The organism is Halorussus salinisoli, from assembly GCA_005239435.1.
GTDB lineage: Archaea > Halobacteriota > Halobacteria > Halobacteriales > Haladaptataceae > Halorussus > Halorussus salinisoli.
This window is the reverse complement of sequence record SZNP01000004.1, coordinates 177,087-199,224: the sequence shown is the minus strand read 5'-3', so window position 1 is coordinate 199,224 and position 22,138 is coordinate 177,087. Positions and strand designations below refer to the sequence as shown.

Annotated in this window: 17 protein-coding genes and 1 pseudogene; 5 read left to right on the top strand and 13 right to left on the bottom strand. The window is 57.4% G+C overall.

All coding sequences use genetic code 11. The features are described from left to right. Window positions 1–10: 10 nt before the first annotated feature. Window positions 11–1,561, bottom strand: coding sequence for an FAD-binding protein (locus E2484_RS12280; RefSeq protein WP_137285517.1), 1,551 nt, complete (start codon window positions 1,559–1,561; stop codon window positions 11–13). 687 nt (window positions 1,562–2,248) lie between these two features. Between E2484_RS12280 and E2484_RS12275 the strand changes: the two genes are divergently transcribed. Further along, entirely contained in the window at window positions 2,249–2,893 is a 645-nt protein-coding gene (locus E2484_RS12275; protein ID WP_137285516.1) for a DUF389 domain-containing protein, read from the top strand. 223 nt (window positions 2,894–3,116) lie between these two features. Here E2484_RS12275 and E2484_RS12270 read toward each other — a convergent pair whose 3' ends face one another. The 7 genes from E2484_RS12270 to E2484_RS12245 form a co-directional block, all read right to left on the bottom strand. Then, window positions 3,117–3,584 (bottom strand): hypothetical protein, encoded by a 468-nt coding sequence (locus E2484_RS12270; RefSeq protein ID WP_137285515.1) that lies wholly within the window; start codon window positions 3,582–3,584, stop codon window positions 3,117–3,119. A 273-nt stretch (window positions 3,585–3,857) separates the two neighbouring features. Next, window positions 3,858–4,724 (bottom strand): alpha/beta fold hydrolase, encoded by an 867-nt coding sequence (locus E2484_RS12265; protein WP_321112575.1) that lies wholly within the window; start codon window positions 4,722–4,724, stop codon window positions 3,858–3,860. Window positions 4,725–5,095: 371 nt separating this feature from the next. Further along, window positions 5,096–6,355, bottom strand: coding sequence for a right-handed parallel beta-helix repeat-containing protein (locus E2484_RS12260; protein WP_170977332.1), 1,260 nt, complete (start codon window positions 6,353–6,355; stop codon window positions 5,096–5,098). A gap of 4 nt (window positions 6,356–6,359) precedes the next feature. Then, entirely contained in the window at window positions 6,360–6,914 is a 555-nt protein-coding gene (locus tag E2484_RS24990; RefSeq protein ID WP_170977331.1) for a hypothetical protein, read from the bottom strand. A 324-nt stretch (window positions 6,915–7,238) separates the two neighbouring features. Beyond that, the gene (locus E2484_RS12255) at window positions 7,239–8,243 is read right to left on the bottom strand and encodes a DUF7351 domain-containing protein (protein ID WP_137285513.1); all 1,005 of its coding nucleotides are present in this window, start codon (window positions 8,241–8,243) and stop codon (window positions 7,239–7,241) included. Window positions 8,244–8,559: 316 nt separating this feature from the next. Continuing rightward, window positions 8,560–9,168 (bottom strand): hypothetical protein, encoded by a 609-nt coding sequence (locus tag E2484_RS12250; protein ID WP_137285512.1) that lies wholly within the window; start codon window positions 9,166–9,168, stop codon window positions 8,560–8,562. A 499-nt stretch (window positions 9,169–9,667) separates the two neighbouring features. Further along, window positions 9,668–11,101, bottom strand: a complete 1,434-nt coding sequence (locus tag E2484_RS12245) for a sodium:solute symporter family protein (RefSeq protein ID WP_137285511.1) — start codon at window positions 11,099–11,101, stop codon at window positions 9,668–9,670. A 132-nt stretch (window positions 11,102–11,233) separates the two neighbouring features. Between E2484_RS12245 and E2484_RS12240 the strand changes: the two genes are divergently transcribed. After that, the gene (locus E2484_RS12240; RefSeq protein ID WP_137285932.1) at window positions 11,234–12,295 is read left to right on the top strand and encodes an NrpR regulatory domain-containing protein; all 1,062 of its coding nucleotides are present in this window, start codon (window positions 11,234–11,236) and stop codon (window positions 12,293–12,295) included. Here the strand turns inward: E2484_RS12240 and E2484_RS12235 are convergent, their stop codons facing one another. The 5 genes from E2484_RS12235 to E2484_RS12220 form a co-directional block, all read right to left on the bottom strand. Continuing rightward, window positions 12,296–13,303, bottom strand: a complete 1,008-nt coding sequence (locus tag E2484_RS12235) for an agmatinase family protein (protein ID WP_137285510.1) — start codon at window positions 13,301–13,303, stop codon at window positions 12,296–12,298. Next, a complete protein-coding gene (locus E2484_RS12230) occupies window positions 13,296–14,624 on the bottom strand; it encodes an aspartate aminotransferase family protein (protein ID WP_137285509.1) in 1,329 nt (442 codons plus the stop codon). Before E2484_RS12230 ends, E2484_RS12235 begins: the two co-directional genes overlap by 8 nt. A 258-nt stretch (window positions 14,625–14,882) precedes the next feature. Further along, complete coding sequence (locus tag E2484_RS24985; RefSeq protein ID WP_170977330.1) at window positions 14,883–15,023, bottom strand: DUF7563 family protein; 141 nt, start codon at window positions 15,021–15,023, stop codon at window positions 14,883–14,885. Window positions 15,024–15,025: 2 nt separating this feature from the next. Next, on the bottom strand, window positions 15,026–15,280 hold the full coding sequence (locus tag E2484_RS12225) for a transcriptional regulator (RefSeq protein ID WP_321112567.1): 255 nt from the start codon (window positions 15,278–15,280) through the stop codon (window positions 15,026–15,028). 394 nt (window positions 15,281–15,674) lie between these two features. Next, window positions 15,675–18,320: a PAS domain-containing protein gene (locus E2484_RS12220; protein ID WP_170977329.1), complete on the bottom strand. Its 2,646-nt coding sequence runs from the start codon at window positions 18,318–18,320 to the stop codon at window positions 15,675–15,677. Window positions 18,321–18,588: 268 nt separating this feature from the next. Between E2484_RS12220 and E2484_RS12215 the strand changes: the two are divergent. The 3 genes and pseudogenes from E2484_RS12215 to E2484_RS12205 all read left to right on the top strand — a co-directional run bounded on the left by E2484_RS12215 (window position 18,589) and on the right by E2484_RS12205 (window position 21,284). Beyond that, window positions 18,589–19,383 (top strand): annotated as a pseudogene (locus E2484_RS12215) (cytochrome P450). Between the two features lie 273 nt (window positions 19,384–19,656). Continuing rightward, a complete protein-coding gene (locus E2484_RS12210) occupies window positions 19,657–19,905 on the top strand; it encodes a DUF4242 domain-containing protein (protein WP_137285507.1) in 249 nt (82 codons plus the stop codon). An 806-nt stretch (window positions 19,906–20,711) separates the two neighbouring features. Beyond that, window positions 20,712–21,284, top strand: coding sequence for a hypothetical protein (locus E2484_RS12205; protein WP_137285506.1), 573 nt, complete (start codon window positions 20,712–20,714; stop codon window positions 21,282–21,284). Window positions 21,285–22,138 lie beyond the last annotated feature (854 nt).

Here is a 22,138-nt window from a genome sequence, read left to right as displayed (position 1 = left end):
AAAACACAGACTAATACTTGCGCTGATTGGCGGAAATGCCGAGTTCATCGTTGAACGCGTCGTCCAGCGCGTCCCGAGCGTCGCGCCACTCGAAGAAGTCGTTGCGGTTCGCCGGATAATTGTTGTAGAGTCGCTCGTACTTCTCGACGTATCGCCGCGTCCGGACGAAGTCGAGGAGCGTTCGACCCACCGCTCGCTTCGTAGTGGCGAGTCGCTCGAGACGACCATCGCTGACCAACGGCAGTGCATTCTGCACCACGCCGCTCACGAGGCGAACCGCACTCCGAACGCCCAACGAGTTGCCGTCTGAGGAGACGACGTCCGCGATGGCATCCTCAGGCAGGAGGGCGACCGCCGCGCGCACGTTCTCCATCCCGGCGTGTGACGCGGCGACGTTGTACGGTTCCTTGACCGCGATATGCGTCCCGAGCCCGTGACGTACGTACACGTAGTGGTTATGGTCCCAGAGGTCGGCTTCCGAAATGAAACCGTCTTCGTCGTCGTGAACCGCCGCCGCGCCGTGTTTTCCGGCCGAAAAGCCCGTGACGGCCGCCCCTCTGATACCTTTCCCAGAGATGGGATGGGTGGTGCCGGCGTTACAGCCGACCGTGATGTATCCCGGCGCGACCATGGAGTCCAGCGGACGCCGAAGGCCGAGTGCGGCGCCCAGCTTGTTGGGCATGCCGTTCACGGTGTCGAAGTCCGCCTCCTGGTATTCGGGCCGCCCTTTGATATCTTCTTTCAGTCGGTCAACGAGTTCGACCGGTTCCTTGTTCATCTGGAGCCCCAGTCCGACGTTGATTTGGGTGGCCGTACGCGGGAAGTACCAGATGTACCCCATCTCCTCCAGTGGTTTCCCGACGAGCGCATTGTCGTACGGAACAGGCGCCTGCGTGTCGAGCACTTCCCGGTAGGCGGCCCCGAACTGCTGGTAGTTGGGTTCCTCGAAGCTGGTCTCGGGTTCTGCATCCAGGCTAACGAAGTCGACGTTGGCCATGACGCTCGACAACGAGCCGCCGGCGTCGATGACGAGTTTGGTGGTGTACCCGACGGGTTCTCCGTCTCTGACGGCTCGCACCCCCTCGACCTGCGCACCTTGGAGAACGCCGTTGACCACGGTGTTGAAGTGCTGTTCGACTCCACACGCAGCCGTCTGTTCGAGCAGCCGCTGCCCGAACTCGTAGCGGTCGATGACGTTACTATGACCCTCGTACGGCAGGACTTTCTTCACGTCGATTGCCTCGTCCCACCACTCGATCTGGTCGATGTTTCCGTTGATGAGCACGTCCTCGTCCGCCGCGATAGCGCTCATGTCGATGGGACCAGGATACTTCTTCGGGTCGGTCGGGCTCTTCATCGCGTCGCCGCAAGCGATGTGTCCCGCTTCTTCTGCGGACTTCCGTTCGAGTTGCACGACGTCAGCTCCCTGATCAGCAGCGGTTGCAGCCGCAAAACAGCCCGCCACGCCGCCCCCGACGACGGCGATGTCGTAAGCTTCGGAAACAGGCACGGTACTCGGAGTAAGGCCCCGACCTACTTGACGTTCACTTTGCCCGTACAGGCGAGCGTGTGGCGGGAACTCTCTACCAGTGAATAACTCCAGTGTGGCTGAGTTACTCTATTGTACGGTACACGGCTTCTATAGAGCCAGTTCTGAGAAAATTTTCAGAAAAGTGTCAAGAACGCCCCTCTATTCAGCACGCTGCTTCTGACAGGTTATAAGCAAGTCGGTCGAGAACGTGCAAGATATAGAGGATGAATTCAGCAGATCGGTAACGATAGGGTACAGCGTTAACGGTAAAATTCATGGCCAACAATAATCATCTGTGACCTTGTTACTTTATTCCATGGTCAAATGTGCTCGATGCGGCCGTGATGTAGATGACCTTCAAGGCATCACGCCAGATGTTATCACGAAAGAACTAATCGACTCACTCGATCACGGCGAAGAAGACCTTGCCGGGGAGGGTGATCTGAAAGTTTGCACCGAGTGTATGGATGAACTGAAAGGAGACTGAAAACGAAGCGGGTATCGTTACTGACGATTTCAGCACGATCTGAATTACAAGATTCGCGCCCTCTATGCAGCGCATGGCTTCTAACCGTGACTGAGCAGGTCTTTGTGGTCCGTGCTGAATAGAGAGGGCAGATGGGCGAATAAGAGCATAATATTACGGAAGGAGGTCCATTATTAGACACTCTCACATAGCCGCAATTGTTTCACCCGACACGCCTGTATTTCTTCGAGATGTGTGCCGGAGTCTCACTCAGCGAAAAGTGCGAGAACCTCTACGAACAGGTCGGGCTTGATACGTCGTATCTTGTTTTGATGACGATGTCCGGTGTGCTTGCTGGCGTGGCTCTCCTCACCAACTCGATTCCAATCCTCATCGGCGCGATGGTCGTTGCCCCGGCATTGACGCCTTTGGAACTCGTTTCCGCTGGCATTGCTGCCAACCGGTTGAATCGAGCCGGATTCGGGGCTTTGGTCGCGTTCGGCGGTCTTTTGGCTGCGACTGCTGGGGCGATGGTAACGACGGTGATACTGAACATGACAGGAATTCTCCCACCTGCGGAGAACCTCATTGAGAAACCACTACTTGAGGAACGCGTTACGCCCGGCTGGTACAGCGTCGTTGCTGCTGCCGCGGCAGGTATCGCGGCGGGGATAGCGACCGACGAAGAACGGACAGACACGCTAGTCGGCGTCGTCGCTGCCCTCGCACTCGTCCCGGCCGCAGCTGCTGGGGGAATAACATTACTGTCAGGAGCGCCTGCCAAGGCCAGTGGCGGCCTACTCTTACTCGTCGTAAATGCAGGCATGGTCGTGATAACTGGGACGCTAACACTCTGGCTCCACACTCGTGGCGATAGTAAAGCGCACACAGGCTAATAGGCATGTAACGTACCTATCGCCTGTTTCGATCGTCCATGTCGAAACGAACGTACTCCTATGCTAAACTCATCTTCTGTATTGAACGATTCCAGTAGCAAGCTTTGGACCATATCTTGCGAGATACGCGCTGTGTATGCAGTAGTGGCTTCTTCACCTACTCAGTGTCTGTCAATACCGGTGTGACCGATACAGAGGGTGTGTTGAGCGTGGACAGCATTCGTCATCTCGTCGCTTTGCCCCGTAGAGGTTCCAATTTCGACCCTGCGATGCCGGCACCCATGAGCAGGAGCCCGCCAACGACCAGAATGAATGGCTCGGCACCGAGGATAATCATGACAGTATATTCTTGAGAGCCGGGGGGCTGAAGCGAGTACTCTCGATAGAGGGGGTACGATGACCGGAACTGCCCGAGTATCGCTCGGAACGCATAAAAAAGGACGATACTACCCACCACGACTGGGATGCTTGCCAAGCGTTTCCACCGAAGTGCGGCAACCGCACCTCCGACACCAACAGCTCCCAACTGTGCGAGCAACACTTCATCGTGACTAAGATCTCCATCCCAGCCGGACATGATAGTTCCCTCGTACCCCGGCGCAACGTGTACTAATCCCTGGTGTATTCCGACTACGATGGTTACAAATCCGGCTGCCGCCATTACCACCGGAATGAGCCGATTGCTTTTCATATCTATCACGAGTCGCTGAATGTTAAAAATGTGCCTCTTCCAAAGGCCTCGGCGAAGCGTTCCCATTTAGAATACGGGTCTCATGTATTGCATCTGCTCTATTGCCCGACACGCGCCCTCTATTCAGCACGGTGTTTCTGACAGCTTTGGATAAGGTATCAGTCAGTGTGCTGAACACAAACTATGTATTCAGACGGTTCGACGGTACCGAAGGATACTGGCTACCACCATGATTCACAGATATCCGTCGCGCTGAAAGACGCTGTGGACGATTCAGATTGGTTCTGGTGTTGCGGCGAAGAACCGTCCGAGTTCGTCGGCAACAGCCTCCGGCTTGAGGACAGGGCCGAGGTGCCCGGCATCGGCAATCTCGCGTACGTGGATATCGGCCACGTGCTCGGCAACGTGGTTCGCACTATCGATAAACCAGGGATCCGGCATCGATTGCGTCCCCTGCAAGAGCAGGACCGGCACCGAGATTTTGGTGAGCTCTGATGGATCGGTTGGGCTGGTCCCTTCGGACTCCAAGACCTGCTCGAACTCCTGAAGTTGGATCGGGACGTTCGGCGCTAAAGCCTCGAAGAAGTCCAATTCCGCCGCGTCGGCCAGTTCGTCATCGTTAGCGACGAATTCGATCCAGGCTCGGGCTGCATCGACCAACCGATCCTCCTCCGCTGCCTCACCTACGCGTCCGATCGTATCCATCATACGTGCGGAGACGTCCTCACTCATCACCTCGAAGACGGGCGGCTCGTAGGCGGCAACGGCGGAGACCGCGTCGGTGTTCTCCGCTGTAGCCAGCGAGAGCAGGGCACCGCTCGACCATCCCATCAGCCCCACGGGTTCGTCGAAGCTTTCTACGAACGAGTTGATGTCCTGCACCAGCCGCTCGATCGAGAGGTCGGTGCTGTGGCCGCTCAGCCCCCGGCCCCGCGTACTCATGGCGTAGCAGGTGAACCGGTCTGTGAGCAGCGGCAACAGCGATTCCCAGACCGTCTCTCCATCACCCAACGCTCCTGGAACGAGGACCAGTGGCGGCCCCTGTCCGTGTACGCGTCCGACTATCTCGGTGCCGTCATCTGAGACAGCTCGGTGAAGTTCCATTTCCGTGCCTGTATCTGGTGGTGTCGCTTGGTCCATGGGATGGTTCCCTTCACATCACTATGGGGCACAGTGACATAGAGTTATCTCGTGATAAATTTGCACGTTCTGATCGAGATGTATCGTCTGACCAGAGACACGACGCATTAAGGATCAGCTCGCCGGTGAACGATACGCGCCCTCTATTCAGCACCCCGCTTCTAACAACCTCTGGATAGGTCGATACAGTCGTGCAAGATACAGAGGCTTAATCCATCGGATGGATTCACGACTCGGCTATTTCTCTCTCCGACTCGCTTACTCGATGAGGTCAGTTGCTCATCGAACGTCAGGGAGAGTTCGTCGTCGTTTGGGTACAGGGTGTAGTCCGGCGAATCAATATAGAACGTGGATGTTACACTATTCAGTAGCTACTTTCCGGGGGTACGTACCCTCGACCGCAGACTCTTCGATGGACCCGAGTGGACGTCGTACTGGGTGTGTCCTCCCCTCACCGTTTGGACGAGATGACTCCCACCCGTGCCGACAGGGTTGTCTCTCCAGGCCGTCCCCGGCGAAGTGATGCGCTGGTGTGACGTCACTGAGGCGTTGGTGAGATTGCCCGCCGTGAACGAGGGCGCGACCAACCCCTCGACCCAGAGGTTCGTGAACGAATTCGCCCTCGACTGATTCCGGGCGTAGACGGCCCAGTCCCGGTTGTCTATCGCATGCACGTCCTCGAATCGGTTCCGGGTGGCATTGAACAGCCAGATACCACTCGGCGCGTCCAAGAGGGACTTCGTGGCCGTCGTGTTCGAGACGACTGTCTCTGAGATGACGTTGTGCGCGGCGTTTGCGAGCGCGAGGCCCACGAACGCGTTCCGATCGATTCGACTCCCCGTGACGGTGGTCGCTGTGGCATCGAATAGCAGGACGCCTACCGTATTGCGTGCGGCGGTTACTCCCGTAAGCGTGACCCGGCTGGCATTCCGAACGACGATGCCATCACCGAAATTGCCAGCCGTCGTGGTGTTGTGAACCCCGCTCCGTGTGGTGTCGACGAGGGCGATACCAGCGTACCCGTTGTCGCTCGCGTTCGTGTCGGTGATCCGGATGCCGGTGACGGTCGCCACACTGATACCATCTTCGACGTGTTCGGTCGCCTTCGTGGCGGTGATCGTGACGTCGGTGGCGTCGGTGAGACGGATGCCGGCGACGTTATCCGTGGCAGTGACGCCCTGTACCGTGCCGGTCTGGACGTTCACGAACTGGACGCCGACGTCGAGGCCGGTGACCGTGAGGTTCGCGACCGACACGTTCCTGACCGTGGGCGTAACCCGAGTACCGACGGCGACCCCTGCCCCGAAATGATACGGCGACGACGTCACCAGGTGCTTCCCGCGCTCCCTAACCGTGGCATTCACGGTGATGGTGTGGCCGTTGCCGTCGATGGTGACGTCGCTGGTTTCGACCGCGAGACACGTGTAGATGTGGCTCTCGAGATTGGCGGTGAGAACGTACTCGCCGGGGGTGGTAATCGTGGTACACGAATCGATCTCGGTCGCCGACTCCACTGGGCGTTCGGCAGCCGTACTCGGAGGGGTGGGGGCCGGGGCGAGCGGTGCAAGCCCGCCGAGGATGAGTATCCCAACCACGAGCAGTGTCGCGTTCGCGCGGATCTGTGGGGACATGGCGCTATCCACCCCCCAACTGTGCGGCAGCCGCGAGATATTCCCCGCGCCGGTCGAGAATCGTAGCAATGGTAGCTTGGGGGAGCCCTGTCGCCGCTTCGATGGCCGACTCGGACTGCCCGGCATCGTGGAGCGCAAGCACCTGAAGCGCGACCGCGGTGTCCTCGTCGTATGCCGGAGTGGGGACTGAATCAGTGTCGGGCGACACAAGCCACCGTTCGATGGCGTTGAGACCCGTGATGAACGCCCACCGAGCGAGCGTCGGCGCGGCGACCATGAGCCCCAGCCCCACGGTGAGGATGAGGACGACGCCCAGCGGGCCCGAAGGCAGTACGGCTGCCGACGTGGTCACAACCCCGAGCGTAACCAGTAGGAGGCTCACGCCAGCGAATACGAAATACGCCGCCACGAGGACGGCGTGCCTGAACTGGGATGCTTGCTGGTCACCTCCCGCTGGGAACTCGTGGCTGGTCGTACTCTTTGACCGGCTATCAGTCTCTACCGTTTCGATGGTCGTCTCGGGTTGGCCCGTATCGAGCAGGGCAATCGTGGGTTCCATCAGTGATACCTCTCGGAGAAACCACGCTCACTGTCCGGATAAACGTTAGCTGAAAATCATTTCAATAAACGCTCAAACTGGAATACGTTTTCCTAAACGTTCGAACTGAACTCCGTATGCCTAAACCGACAAACAAGTCGGCATGCGAAGACATCGCTCGTGACCGACGCGATTCTTGACGTGCAGACGTGCGGACAACCAGGTCTACTGAGAGATATCCCCGTAGTCAATACGGAACTTCTAACAAAGACCAAGTGAGCCGCAAGCAGCCGTACAAGATAGAGGTTGTCTCTTAGACTCAGCCACGACCAAATACCCCGTGGCTTAGTCCTTCACACCCACGTCGATGACGTTCACGTCCTCGTCAAGCGTCAGTTGGAGTTCGGCATCCTCGTGCCGAAACGTGACTCGAACCCGGGGTGGATCCTCCGCGATGAGTTCGTAGTCGATGTCCTCCTTGGGGTCCACGTCTCGGTATCGTGGTTGGAAACTCCCACTATCGTCATCCTCGTACTGGAGGGGAACCCCGCGGTCGTAGTAGAAGGCGACCACGGCGGGATGGTGCATGACCAGCCACGAGCACGATGGCACTATTTCTCCGGAGGCCTTGCAGACGGGGCAGCGAAACCGGGCCATCACGGCGTACCGCCGCTCGCAGGTGGGACACACCCCCTCGGCCGCGTGGTCGTCACAGACGTGCAGCCAGCTGTCTATCGGGCCCGAGCACCCGGTACACACCCCTTCGATCCTAGATTGTGTGTTCCACGTTCCCCTGATAGAGGCCGCATTGAGCAACTCTTCAGGACTCCGATCGGGAACGCCAGCCGGATCCAGGCCCGCCGCCGAGAGAGTCCCCCCACGAAACTGCTCACGATCCCCGAATCGCCCCTCGCACTCGGTACAGACGTGAACGAGCATCTCGTCGCGGTAGGTGATCGCGGTGGGCGCGCCACATACTGGACAGGCCCGTTCGACCTCGGTCGGGGCGAGTGCGACATCTTCGAGGCCCGTGCCCGCGATGACCGTCTGGACGAGCCGGTGGCCAGCGCGTCGGAGTTCGTAGCCGTCGTCGGTCTGGCGGACGAAGTAGTCGACCAACTGTTTGAGATGGTAGTTGAACTGCGAGCCGTCGCGCATCCCGACGTGCTTGCGGAGTTCTGCGAACGAGACGGCGTTGTCTGCTGTAAACGGTTCGTAGGCTTCCCAGAGCGCCAACAGTATCGCCAGCCGGGTATCGTGCCCCAAAACGGAGAAGACCTCGGTCGCGCGTGGGCCAGCAGCCCCCGCAACCGCGTCCAGCGGTGTCTCGGTCGCATTCGCTTTACTCATGGGTGTCACTTACAAATACATGCTATGTAGTGGCATATCATTGCCCCATGTGGGGTGTTCACGGTGTGAATAGTGATACTGTGTCGTAGAGGTCGGAGCATCGATGAGTGCTAAATACGCGCCCTCTATTCAGCACTAGAAACATCTTTTATCCACACCGGATTTGGTGAATTGGCTGTTCGACCGAGCGTATTCACGTATCAGTATCGTCTGTTCGTATCTAACCATTAAACTGCAATGGGAATCTTATCGTGTAGTTCAGATACCATTTGTGGCGATAGTCATTATTGGATATAAGTGACGAGTCAAGAATGCATCACTCACTAACCAAATCTGCGATGTGTGGGTGTCCTTTGCGGAACAATCCGTCTGGATTATTGAGGTAAAGCCATACGTGGAGTCCCGTAACATCGTGGACGTCTGGAGCCGGGCTCCGATGCCACCCCTCCGCTTCCGTCACTTTGAGCTCATGGGGGGTGTCCTCATCAGCAAATAGATTCGGCGGATTACCTGTTTGGTCGCCCGAAACTGTATATTCGACGCCCGCCAAGACGAGGTCGGGCTCGTCACCGTCGTCTTCGCCGCTAATCGGCGCATAGAACAATAGTGTTGGAGGTTCCGCGATGTCCGTCTTCCCGATGAAATCCTTTCCATCCCAATACTCGGATTTTTCGTACACGTGGCCCACTGGTGGCTCAGCAACTTCACCGAACTTTTCGTACCCATCATCTTGGGCTACGTCTACATCCTGATATTTATGAGTCAAAGAAAGGACAGTGGTGAGTTGCTCTCTAAAGGTATCCTCATTGGCAGTGGTAGCGTCACTGGCAGCCACATTCCCAGTGACAGTTCCACCGAATACGATTCCTGCACCGAGTGTTTTCAGCACAACGCGTCTGGAAGTCGTTCTCGCTCCAGTTGACATGATTGGTCACCTTCCTCTGTCGGAATACCCCCACTTGGCATCTCTTTGCCACGACGTGACCTCGCTGGGGGTCAACTTTGATTTCTGCGACCGAGCATCATACCATTACTCTATGAAATATATTCACGGTGTGAACAGGGACGAAGTGTGCTACGGATTGAACGCGTCAGAGACTGCTGAATACGCGCGCTGTATTCAGCACGGTTGTTGAAACCTATCACTGCTTGAGTCGACGTGTATGGTTGGGAGTGTGTGGTGACAGAAAGTGCGGCCAGTGGTGCCCGGTTCGAGTTCAGGAACATGGACAACTGACTCGCCGTCAACCTGCGTACCAGTAAGAGAATCTTCAAGAAGGGTGAGGAATTTCCTCTCTACTCCTGTACGAATACATCCTTCTCGTCCAGGGGTAGCCCCGATAACTGTGTGCTCTTCTTTATATAGGTTCCCGGTGGCCGTGTAAGCCGGAGTTCTCAGTTGAATTGTTTCGCGCGAGTCTCGTTCAGTCTATCGAGGGGGCGGAGTCGAGGCTTTCGACCCACTCGCGAACCTTTGCCTGGGCAGGCGGCCCGGTGAGCAGGCTGACCGTCACAAAGGTGACGAGGCTTGTCGCGAGTCCGTAGATAATCGGTAGGTTCGAGGAGAACCCATGTGTCCAGATGGTCGCAATGACCACGACGCCGCTTACGGTAATCGAGGAGAGCGCTCCCTGCCACGTCGAGCGCTGCCAGAAGAATGCGGCGAAGATCGGAATGAAAATGCTACCGGTGAGCAGGTCGTAGGCGAGGATGAGTGCCTGCACGACGTTTCCGATGGCGATCGCTGCGTAGATCATGACGGCCCCGAGAACGAGGATGAAGGCGCGCGAGACGCGAGCGTAGGTCTTGTCGGAGGCGTCGGGATGGATGAAGCGTTTGTAAACGTCACTAGTGAAGAGCGTGCTAGACGCCAAGAGCGCGGAGTCCGCGGTCGACATCATCGCAGAGATGAAGCCCGCGAGGATGAGGCCGGAGAACCCGACCGGGACGATTTCGAGGATGAGGCGGGGAAGCGCGAGTTCGGGGTCCTGTAGGTTCGGCAGCAGGACGAGTGCAATCGTCCCGAGGAACGCAGTCGCGATTCCGTAGACGATCGCGTAGGTGCCCGCAGCGATGTTGCCCTTGCGCGCGACCTCGGCGCTCTCGGCGGTGAAGACGCGCTGCCAGATATCCTGTCCGATCATGATGCCGAGGACGTAGAGCAGGAAATAACTGGAAATCGTCTGCCACCCTATTGCTGTCGGCGAGAAGTAGGATGGGTCGAGTTCGGCAGTGAGTCCGGAGAGGCCGCCGACGGCGTTCAGTCCGAGTGGGAGCGCGAGGAAGAAGATCCCGAATGTCATGATGATCCACTGGACGAAGTCGGTCATCGTCACGGTGAGCATGCCACCGAGGGCGGTATAGCCGATGATTATGACGCCGGCGGCTATGATCATCGTTGACTGCTGGAAGGCAAAGAGTGCGCTCAGGACCTTCCCGATCGCAATCGTCTGGGTGATGGCGATGGTGAGTGCGTAGATGCTGGCAATCATTGCGCCGATAGTGCCGGAGTACTTGTCGTAGCGGCGTTCGAGTACCTCACCGAGTGAGAAGGCCTTGAGGTTAGCCAGGTTCGTTGAGATGAGGAGACCGAGCGCGATGGTCCCGATACCGAGTGAGATGACGAGCCATGCGCCGGAAACTCCGTGTTGGTAACCGAGTCCACCGCCGCCAACGGTGGACGCCCCGCCGAGAATAACCGCGGACATGACCGGGACGTACATCCAGATTGGGATGTTCCGGCCGGCGACCAGATAGTCATCGAGCGTCTCTGATTTGTGGTACCCCCAGTACCCGATCCCGATCATGCCGAGCAGGTAGAGTACCAGCAATCCTGTGTCAATGGGAGACACGACCATGGAATAGTGTTGCCACATTAGGGTACTTAACACTTTCTAATTTGGCAGAATCCACAATTGATAGATCACGAACGGATTGGAACACCCGAACGGAGGAATACGTTTATCGGACCGCGAGACTGTTGTACGTTCATGTCCGAGAATTTGGATCGACGGGCCTACGATCTCCTCCGGCTCATCGACGGCCACGGACCGATCGGTAGCATCCGACTGGTCGACCTGCTACGCCGGCATGGTTATTCCATCAAGGACCGCACTGTTCGCCTGATGCTTTCGGACCTCGACGAGGCAGGGTTCACTGAAAAAATTTCCGGGAAGGGACGACGGTTGACTCCAAAAGGCCGATCCGAACTCGAGCGCGGTCACGTCAGCGGTCGACTCGAACAAGTCCGTGAACGGATTACCACGCTCACCGGTCAAGTGACCTACGACCCGATTGAGGACACCGGCGAGGTGGTCGCATGCGCGGTCGACGTTCACGAAAGTGACCTCCAGAACGCACTGGATACACTATCTGTACTCAATAACACGCCGCTCGACCCCGTTCCAGTCGCCGTCGATCGAGAACCGATCGACGCCGTGTCCGACGAACACGCGCGCGTCTACGCACCGTCTAGTATTACACTTGACGGCGTGTTACTCTCTCGGGGTATCAACATCGAACTCCAAACAGCTGGGATCGTCGAATACCACCCGGACCCTGACCCCGAGGCCTTCTCCCATGACGGTGACCTCGTACCCGACAACGGCGGGGCGGTCCTTCGGTACATCGACGCGATTAGCGGCGAAGGGTCGACTATGGACGTCACCAGCTTGCTGATCGAAGCCGGCCGGCCATCGATCCGACCTGCGCTCGACGGCAACAATGGCGGCGCCAGTGACAGTCCGTCGCTTCTCGTAGTCGACAATCGAGAGTACCCACTCACCCGCTACGACGAGGCCGAAGACCTCGCAGTCGAAACCCGCGACCAGCTCGGCGGCGTAATCGATATCCGGAAACCACGCGAAGACGGGCCGTTTCCGAGCGAGAAACCCAGCTGGGAGTTCGCATCGATGACGTATGGCGCGGTCGGAGAACTCGTAATCGCACTGCTTGTAGGGGATAGCTATGCGGATTCGTGGGAGACGCTATACGGGCTCGTCCCGCGCTCGTCCTTCGAACCACTTCCCGCAGTACGGGCGCGAGAGTCGTAGTTACTCCGCGAACTTGCGTTCAAGCAGCGTGATGAGGAGATACGCGCCGAGCGTCTGGGTCGACCGCGTGGGATCGAAGTCGGGAGCGACTTCCATCAGATCCGCCGCGCCGACCGCGTCGTGTGTGCCGAGTGTCTCCATGATCGCGAGCGCCTGATGGCTGTCGAGGCCTCCGGGCTCGGGCGTCCCCGTGCCCGGTGCGATGCTCGGGTCGATCGAGTCGATGTCGAAGGTCACGTAGACCGCGTCGGTGTCTTCGGCAGCCGCTTCGATCGCCTCGGTGACAACGTCGCGGATTCCGCGTTCTTGCACGTCGCGCATCGTGAAGAGGTTTAATCCGACGTTCTCGGCGAATTCGAAGAAGTTCGGACTCTCATAACCGCGGATTCCGATCTGGCTGATGTGCTCGAAGTCGGCGTATTCGGACTCGGAGATTAGATGTGTGCTCGACCCATGGAAGTGCTCGCCGAAGATCGGGCTGCTCGCGGCAGTGTCACTGTGGGCGTCGATCTGAACGAGACCGACCGTATCGGCATCAATGGCTTCCGCGAATCCGCGGAACGCTGGATAGGTGCAGTAGTGGTCGCCGCCGAGCATTACTGGGAACGCCTGTTCGGCGACCGTGGCAACGTGGGCAGTGATGCTCTCGGCGGTTTTCTTCCGATCCATCGGGAAAACTGGAAGATCCCCGCAATCTGCAACCTCGAGGTCGGAGTAATCGACCTGTGTGCGGGTGTTCATATTGGTCAGTCCTCCCTTGTACCCAGAGAGGTACGCCCACCATGCGCTGGCCTCCCGAAGGGCATCAGGACCGTACCGCGTTCCTGGCCGGTTGCTGACCGCGGCGTCGAACGGTACGCCCAGCACTGCAGCGTCCACGTCGTCGAGGTCGTCTACGTCGCGAGCGTCACCTTTCAGGAAAGTCTTCTTGCCGGCGTAGGCGAGTTCAACGTCCGTGCCCCCGTGAGAGTCGCGGAACTCGTGGGCGCGCGAGGAATCGTCATTCATCCGCCGTCACCTCCGTGATTGCGGTGCGGAGTGCATCCAGCGTTCTGTCGAGCTGGTCTTGGGTGATCGTCAGCGGGGGCTGGAAACGGAGTACGTTCTTGTGGTAGCCGCCGACGCCCATAATAATTCCCTGCCCTTCAAGATGGTCGGCGACGGCGGACGCAAGCTTCTGGTCCGGAGCGGGAGAAACACCGTGCGGTCCTTCGACAGAAGGATCAACAAGCTCAACGCCCTGCATGAGACCGAGGCCACGGGTCTCACCTACCACGTCGAAGTCGGCTTCGACGTCAGTGAGCTGGTCGGCGAGCCACTCGCCGTTCGCGGCAGTGGCCTCCAGAATTCCGTCTTGGAGTTCGTCGATCGTTGCGAGCGCGGCCGCACACGTGACCGGGTTGCCGCCGAACGTCGAGAGATGGTCGCCAGACTCGAAGGCGTCGGCGACCTCGCTGGAGGCAGTGAACGCACCTAGCGGCAGACCGTTGGCAATTCCCTTGGCTTGGGTGAGTATGTCGGGGACCACGTCGAATTGTTCACTTGCGAAGAGCGTCCCGGTTCGACCGTAGCCGGTCTGGACTTCGTCTGCAATCAGGAGTGCGCCGTGCTCGTGTGCAATCTCCTGGACGCGCGCGAGCCACCCCTTCGGTGGCACAATTATGCCACCTTCGCCCATCACAGGTTCGACGATAATAGCGGCGAGGTCGTCACTCGTATGCGTACCGATAACGTGCTCGATCTCGGCGGCCGCACGCTTCGCGAACTCTTCCTCGGTGAGGTCCTCGTTCGTCCACCGGTAGCGGTAGGGCGCGGGAGCGTGGACCGTATCGTTCAGGGTCGGGGCCATCCCTCGCTTGTACGCCTTGTTACCGGTGAGCGCGAGGCTTCCAAGCGTTCGACCATGAAAGCCCATCTCGAGTGCAATGACCTCCGTATTACCTGTGTGCTTGCGGGCGAGCTTAACCCCACCTTCGACGGCTTCGGTCCCGGAATTACAGAAGAAACTCTTCTGGAGATCACCGGGTGTAACCTCGGCGATGCGTTCTGCGAGCTCTGCGACCGGCTGGCTCGGGTGGACGTACGAACAGCCGTGGACGAACTCGTCGAGTTGGTCCTTTGCGGCCTCCACGACGGCATCGTTTCCATGGCCGACGTTTGTCACGGATATCCCGGAGAACACGTCGAGGTATTCGTTCCCGTCGAAGTCCTCAACCACACAGTCGGACGCGCGTTTCACCGGTACGTTTAGCGACTTCCAAATCGGCATCACGTTCTCGTTGTACTGCTCCTCAATCGTCTCGTTGGATGGGGCGTAGTTGTGCGACATCAGCGGAACACTGTGGCAACACCTTGCCACCCCATTATCATAAATGTGTTCCGATTGGTCCCGATGTTACCCGAGGAAAAACATCACTATTCTAAGTGTATAGAACACGGAATACACAGCGAATTCCGGATATTCACTAGAACGAGATCAATCACTCCGACTTTTGTGAGGGTATTCGTGGCCGGGCACTGTCTAGTTAAGCGAAACCGATGGACGGTGGTACGATGATAGAGTCCTGAGCGGGTAGATACTCGTCGGTCAGGCTTGGGTGGCCGCGCCGTTTTTGATCTCGGTCGCTCCCTTACAGTCGAGACATGCGTGGACTTTGCCGTCTCGTCCGGAGAAGACACGTTGGAAGTCTCGGGTGACGAACTTGCCACAGTTTTCACATTCAGGCATAGCTAGTCCTCCGAGAGCGACCATAGCTTGGCGTTCCCCACCTTCTGGCTCTCAACACGACCGACCTCTTCGAGTTTGGTGAGTTTGTGGTGAGCGGTTCGGTAGGGACACCCGACTTCGTCGGCGATATCTCGCGTTCCGGCGCTCCCGAGTTCTTCGAGTGCATTGGTGAAGTCCTCGGGTGGATGTTTCTCAGTAAATTGCCCGGTATCGGTGTCGCGTTCGTTGTTGGGCATCGCATTTGTGTTGATAGCCATTGCGTATATAAGCAATGGCCGGCATATTCCATAACTCCTTTGCAGGGGTTTGCAAAGGTATTGCTCCATTGCGGATACAGGCGAAGAGTAGAGAAGGACAGTTCCCTCGAGTATTCTGCCTCTCGCAGAAACCCAAAGTGCTTGGAACACCTCCGGGAATCGGCTTCCTATCCGAAAGCCATGTCAATCCACGAACCCCCCGAATTTCAAATCTTAGGATTGGGTAGTGCGCGCCGGAGCCATGACAGTTAGCATCATGTGCTAACAATATTCTACGCCTGAATGGCGAAGAGGATCGATTTACCAAATCCCCCTATCCGAGAAGGACCGTATTCGTACGGGGGAACTCAGTGAGTTCCCGTAGGGATGGCGCTCATATTATGGTGTGAAATGCTTAGCTCCGCTGTGAGTCGTAATCAATATTCGTGAACTCGAACCGTGCCCCGTCAGCCGCACTCTCTGTCACCGCACACGTCCAGTCGTACACGTCGGCAACCTCGCGAACGAATGCAAGCCCAAGCCCAGTTCCTCCACTCTCGGCGGCTGTCGTATACCCTTCGTCGAAGACTGTGTCACGCTCCTCGGGCGGAATCCCTACACCATCATCGGCCACGTAGAAGCCAGTCGGTAACTCACCGACTGTAATCGTGACGTCACGCCCACCGTGTTCGACCGCATTCTCGAGCAGATTCCGGAACAGATGCCGAATGTACGTTTCGTCTGCCTGTATCGTCTGGTCTATCTCAATGTTGAGTACGGCGTCGGGCGCGTCCACGTCAGCCCACGCTGCCTGGGCCTCCTCGTTGAGAGCGACCGGCGCCCGCTCGCCAATTGCGTCGTGATTCCGGGTTAGCACCAGCATGACATCGATGATGTCCTCAATGCGGTCGAACGCCTCGGTGACGTACTCAACCGCCTCCGCGTCCGTGTCGTCGGGTAACTGTTGGCTGTAGATCTGGCCGATGGTGACGGGGTTGCGGAGTTCATGGGCCAGCATGCTGGCGAACTGGTTGAGGCGCTCGGTCCGCAGTTCGAGTTCCTGCTCGCGTTCGACCTGCTCGGTGATGTCCTGCGCGAAGCTCAGTCCGGCGAACACGTCGCCGTCTGCGTCCCGCAGGGGCGTCGCCCACACCCGCCAGTTTCGGCCGCCGAACTCGAACACGTCGCTGTCGGTTTCGCGGTCTTCGATGGCGGCCCGTAACAACGGCTCGAGGTCCTCGAGAATGTTCTCGGGGTACACCTCCGCAACCCTCCGATCTTCGAGCTGATTCCGACTCGGCAATGTCTCGCCCAACACGGAGCCCTGCGTCAGTTCGATGCGGAGGTCCTCGTCGTACACCGTGACCGCGCCGTTCGGGAAGTTCTCGGCGAGCGTCCGATACCGTCGCTCCGACTCCTCGAGGGCTCGCTCGCGCCGTTTTCGCTCGGTGATGTCGCTCGCCATCCCGATCCATTCGTCGATTTCGCCGTCCTCGTCCAGCATCGGTACCGCCCGCGAGAACGTCCAGCCGATGCTCCCGTCGTCCCGCTCCACCCGGTGTTCCAGCTCGAAGATGCTCTTCGTCCGAATCGCTTCGTCGATGGCCTCCATGACCCGCGGCTGGTCGTCCGGATGAATGTATTTATCGAGCCAGTCGCTGATCGATTCGTCTGTATCAGCAAGGAACTCTTTGCCCTCGAGCTCGTGCATTTCGCTCCAATCGGGGCTCATGCGATACACCACGTCCGAGCTCGCGTCGATCAGCGCGTGGAATCGTTCTTTACTCTTCTGGAGTTCCTCCTCGGCCTGTTTGCGTTCGGTGACGTCGCGAGTCGTCCCGGCGATGGCTTCGACGTTCCCGTCGTCGTCAAGCACCGGGGCGAAGATATACTCGTAGATGCGCTGGCCGTGCTCGGCGTGTGGGAACGCGACCTCGCCGCGAACGAGTTCTTTCGTCTCGATGACCTCGTCGATTTCGCGCTCGTGCATCTCCGCATGCCACGGCTCGTAGCCGATCTCCCGCAACGTTTTCCCGATGGACTCTTCGCGGGTGCGGCCCCACATTTCCAGCACTGCGTCATTGGCGAACGTGAAGCGGTAGTCAAGGTCGAAGGCGTAGATGAGATCAGGCGTGCTGGAGATGATTGTCTCGTAGAGCCGCTGCTGCTCCTCGGCCTCGGCAGTCACCTTCTTTAGCTCTGCCTCTGCTTCCTTGCGCTCGGTGATGTCAGCGGTAGCGCCATACATCCGGAGCGCTTCGTCGTTGTCGTCGTATTCGACTTCTCCGCGGGACATCACCCACCGCGTATCTTCGTCCGCGGTAGTGACGCGGTACTCGGCCTCGAACTCGCCCGTCTCCTCGACCGCTTCGTCAAGTCGTTTCCACACCCGTTCCTGGTCCGCCTCGTGAACCCGGGCGAGGAACTCCTCAACGGGTACGCCTGCAGTGGCCTCCTCTGGGTCCATACCGTACGATTCGGCGATATATTTGTCCGCGGTCACGGCGTCTTCTCGAACGTTCCAGGCCCAAGTGCCGACCAGCCCGGCGGACGCGGCAACTTCGAGTCGGGTTTTCGTCTCGCGGAGCTCCCGTTCGAACTCGTTCGTCGGCTTGCGGTCTGGCCGCTGGTCGGATTCACCGAGTAGCTGGTCCGGTCGTCTGTAGTCGGTGATATCGTGAACGATGCCGACGGTTCCCTGGACCGCACCGTCCACTTCGAGCGGGGACACCCGTACTTCACAGTGAACCCGGTCACCCTCGGCAGTCCGTACGGGGCACTCGAATTGTTCGCTTCGATCGGTGGAATTCGTGAGGAGCTGTTCGGTAGTCGATCTATCGTCGTCGAGGAGCAGCGAGACGTGTTCGCCGAGGAGTTCCTCGCGCTCGTAGCCCGTCAGCTTGACGATGCCGTCGTTGACCGCGACGAACTGCCCCTCGGTATCAAGTTGGTAAATCCCATCGTCAACCGCGTTCACGAGCATCCGATACCGCTGGAGGGCTTCGGTGTCATCGGCGTCCTCCCAGAACGCCGTCCCGGAGACCTCCGCTCGTTCACTCATACGCCCAATAGTGTGGTACGTCGGAAAAATGTTCATATGGTCAGCGTTCTTGAAAGATACACGCCCGTATTCATCAGTGTCTTCGAAGCAGTTAGCACAGTGGCGATAACGGCTTTCGTCGGTCTGCCAGTCAACGTGTCGGAACGTTTTGAGCTGTCCACAGTGGGGACCGTCGGCCGTGAGTGCGTGCATGGCCTGTGAGCACCCCGTCTAGACGAGAACCTCGTCGGTCAGCGGGTCTCTTGGATTCGGCAACCGAAATTGAAAGATATTCTTCGAGGAAGTCCTCACGTTCGCGGAGTTCAAGCACTCGAAAGAACGCCTCCGCACAGAAATCCAGCAACTCCTCGCAGAACAGACCGGACCAGACGCAGAAGACGACTCCCCAGCAAACACCCTTCTCTCGAAACTCCACAAGGCACGCACAGCTACTGATCACGTCCAGCTCAACAGCAAAGAAGTCGAGGACATGATGATCACCATGGTCTTCGCCGGATACGAAACCACTGCCTCAGCACTCGGCTTCGCGCTGTACGTCTTAGCCACGAACCCCGACCTCCAAGCAGAGTTCCATGCTGAGCTCGACGAGGTCCTTGATGGCGACCGATCGACATTCGAGACTGTCGATGACTTAGAGTTTACTCGCCGCATTCTCAAAGAGACACTCCGCCTCTATCCGCCAATCCATACGCTCCCTCGACAGACCACGCAACCAGTCAATATCGGTGACTATCACCTCCCGGCCGACGAGGAGGTGCATCTGAGTGTACTGTCCGTTCACCGTGACGACTAGTTCTACGACGATCCATTAGAGTTCAAGCCCGAGCGATGGACGTCGAAGCTTGAAGACGACCTCCCCGAGTTCGCCTACCTGCCATTTGGTGGTGGCCGACGATCCTGTCTTGGCCGAGACTTCGCTCTTCTTGAGGGGACGCTCGTGTTAGCGACCATCGGCCAGGATTGGGAGCTAGACTGGAAGCGAGAGGATACGTCGGTAACCATCGAACCGGGGCTTACGATACAGGCGAAAAACGGGCTGCCAATAGGACTCACCCAGCGATAGTTCAGAGTCGCTGACTATACTGGCAATTTCATATATCGGGTGGGTCTAACACATAGTGCGAATATACCACGCTGATTTCCCTCAGAGGTGGGATAATTATCACTTGCCGTGCTGAATACAGAGGGTGAGGTCAGCGCGACACTCGTTCATTTCTCACAAAATATGGAGAACCAATCAGTTAGTAGAGATGTGAATCGAACATATTTGCGGATGAAGACACTGGTCAGAAAGGAAGAAAAACGGTTATCACAACTCTGCGTGTTAATTAGTAACATGCCACTGTACATGGACGTGCATAAGGACGTTGACGCGAGTGTCGAAGAGGTCGTTGAGGCGCATGAAAAAGACGTTGAAGTTCAAGACAAATACGGCGTTGAATACAAGCGGTATTGGGTAGACGAAGACGAGGGAACCGTCTTCTGCCTCTTCGAAGGACCGAGCAAAGAAGCGGGCGAAAAAGTCCACGAAGAAGCCCACGGACTCACAGCGGATGAAATCCACGAAGTACAAGAAGGCGAATAATAGTCATCGCTCATTTCTCTCCACCTAAATTGGGCTGGACGCAGTGGAACCTGGATATTCAATAGTGAACGGTTCGAGCTAACTGAATCTGGAACCCTGCTACTGCGAGATACGCGCCCTGTATGCAGCACACTGCTTCTGACAGCGACGGATTAGATCGAGATAGCTCGTGCGAGATACAGAGGCTGTGTGCAGCAGGCAATCAGAGTTTATTCAGACGCTTCCATCGTTACATCCACGGAATCATACGCCCAATACAGTCGAATTACCCATACCCACGCATTGAGAGACAAGACCAAGAGAACTGCAATCTGACCAATTGACTCCGTAACTGCGCCAGTAAGTAATTGGACAATGAGGATGGCTGGATAGAAGATGAAAAACAAAGCGAGACTAACCCTATCCCTTTCAGATATGTGAACAGACTTCCTTGCACTCCTCTGGATAATTCAAGAGCAGCCAAGTATCTTCAGTTTCGGTAATTAAACGCTCTACATCTACCAATTTTGGTTAGCAGAAAGACTATAAAATACCCGTGTTTGGCCTCACACAGAGACAGTCATCGCCTCTTGTTCAACCTACTATCAGTACTGTCCTCTCGGGCTGACATCCCGAACCTCTGCCCCCAAACTTGCTTCGGCCCTCCACCCTCATAATCAGGCAGTCGTTCCGAAAATCAGATTCATTGTAGACGTCATAGTTGCTCAATTGGTGGTGGTGGTGCATATCTATTAGTCGTGAAGACCGCTACGCTCGAAAAATGTTTCAGCTCTAATACTTATGTGGCGGTAGATACTGATAGTCGTATGGACAATAGACGTGTCGGTGTGTTAGCAGGCGTTGTCAGCGTCCTCGGACTTGCCATCCAGCACGTACCGTCGGTCATCCTCGACCGATGGATTTCTGGGGGGTTCGACGGTGCAATGCCGATGGTCGGGACGGCGGGACAAACAGTGGTCGTGTACAATCTCGTCACTGAGAGTGTGGGGCCGCTTGTGACACTTTTACTGGCACTTGGACTCGGATACTACGTGAGTCGCCGGCTCGACATGGGTCACGAGTACCGTCGTTTCGGTAGGGCAGTGGCGGTTAGCAGTCTGGTCAGCATGGTCGGTGTCTGGGCGGTGCTGCTGTACGGCGTTCAGTCCACGCCACTGGATGTGAGTGGTGTTTTGGTGAGTCTGGCTGTCTTCGTGCGGATAGTCGTCACAGTTTCGCTCGTTGTCACGGTCGGTGCCTTCGCCGGGGCGGCATTAGCTCACTTTCGAACGAACGAGGAAACCCCCACCCGCCCGATTGACACTGGTACTGGTGGCCCGTCCATGGGGACGCAGAAGTCCACGACTGATGACGCAGACGCCCAGTCTGCAACGGAATAAGAGGCGCTGAGTCTACTTCCGACACGAACCCTACACGTCTCACCGGGGAATTGTTCGATACACGCTCTGCATTGAGCAATTCGTGGCACAAACGTATTGCATCGTCAGTGGCCCGGAGAGGACACGCCCGAGGCTGAATTCGTCGGCATCGATGGTGAATTCCAAGATGACGCTCATGCTGGGAGTGTCCGTAGTGGAGCGGGGGTTGTAGGCGTTCCCACTGCCCATTGTCCCCGGGTAGAACGTTGGCTGTAGCAATCACATCTCTTGGTTGCACAAGGCTTACTCAATTCACGCACTGGATTGCTCGGTTCGTGGTGCGAATCTATCAATTCAAGCAGCTCGATTGTGCTTCATTTCTGCTCCAAACCACGGCCACAATACGAGCGAGACCAACCCAATGCCAAGGAATACAAGTTCGAACAGTCGGGGGACTCGAATCCCGACGGTATCACTGAACACTACCACAACGCTCGCGCTCGTCAATAGCGCAAGCGTCTTGTATAATTTCTGGGTCCTCGTCCAACCAGAATGTCGAATCCAGAAATTGTAGAGAGCGATAAGGAGCGTGACGAGAAGACCCAGCGTAAGGAGACGCCAGAGGTTTACCATAACCGTATTCATCTGTTCTACGACATGAACGGCAAATAACCGTTCTGACTGGTCAATTCATGCTCTATATTGCTCAACGGTTACACGGTCAGTTCTGAATAAAGAAATCGTGCTACCAACTACTGTTAGGGAGAGGTGTCAGTCGGTTCGTCGAGATGTCCCCATGAGCAGACACTCCCAGCCGTCACTCGAATGATGGGTCGGTCGTCAAGCGCATGCGTTGTATACTGGTGATACTTCTG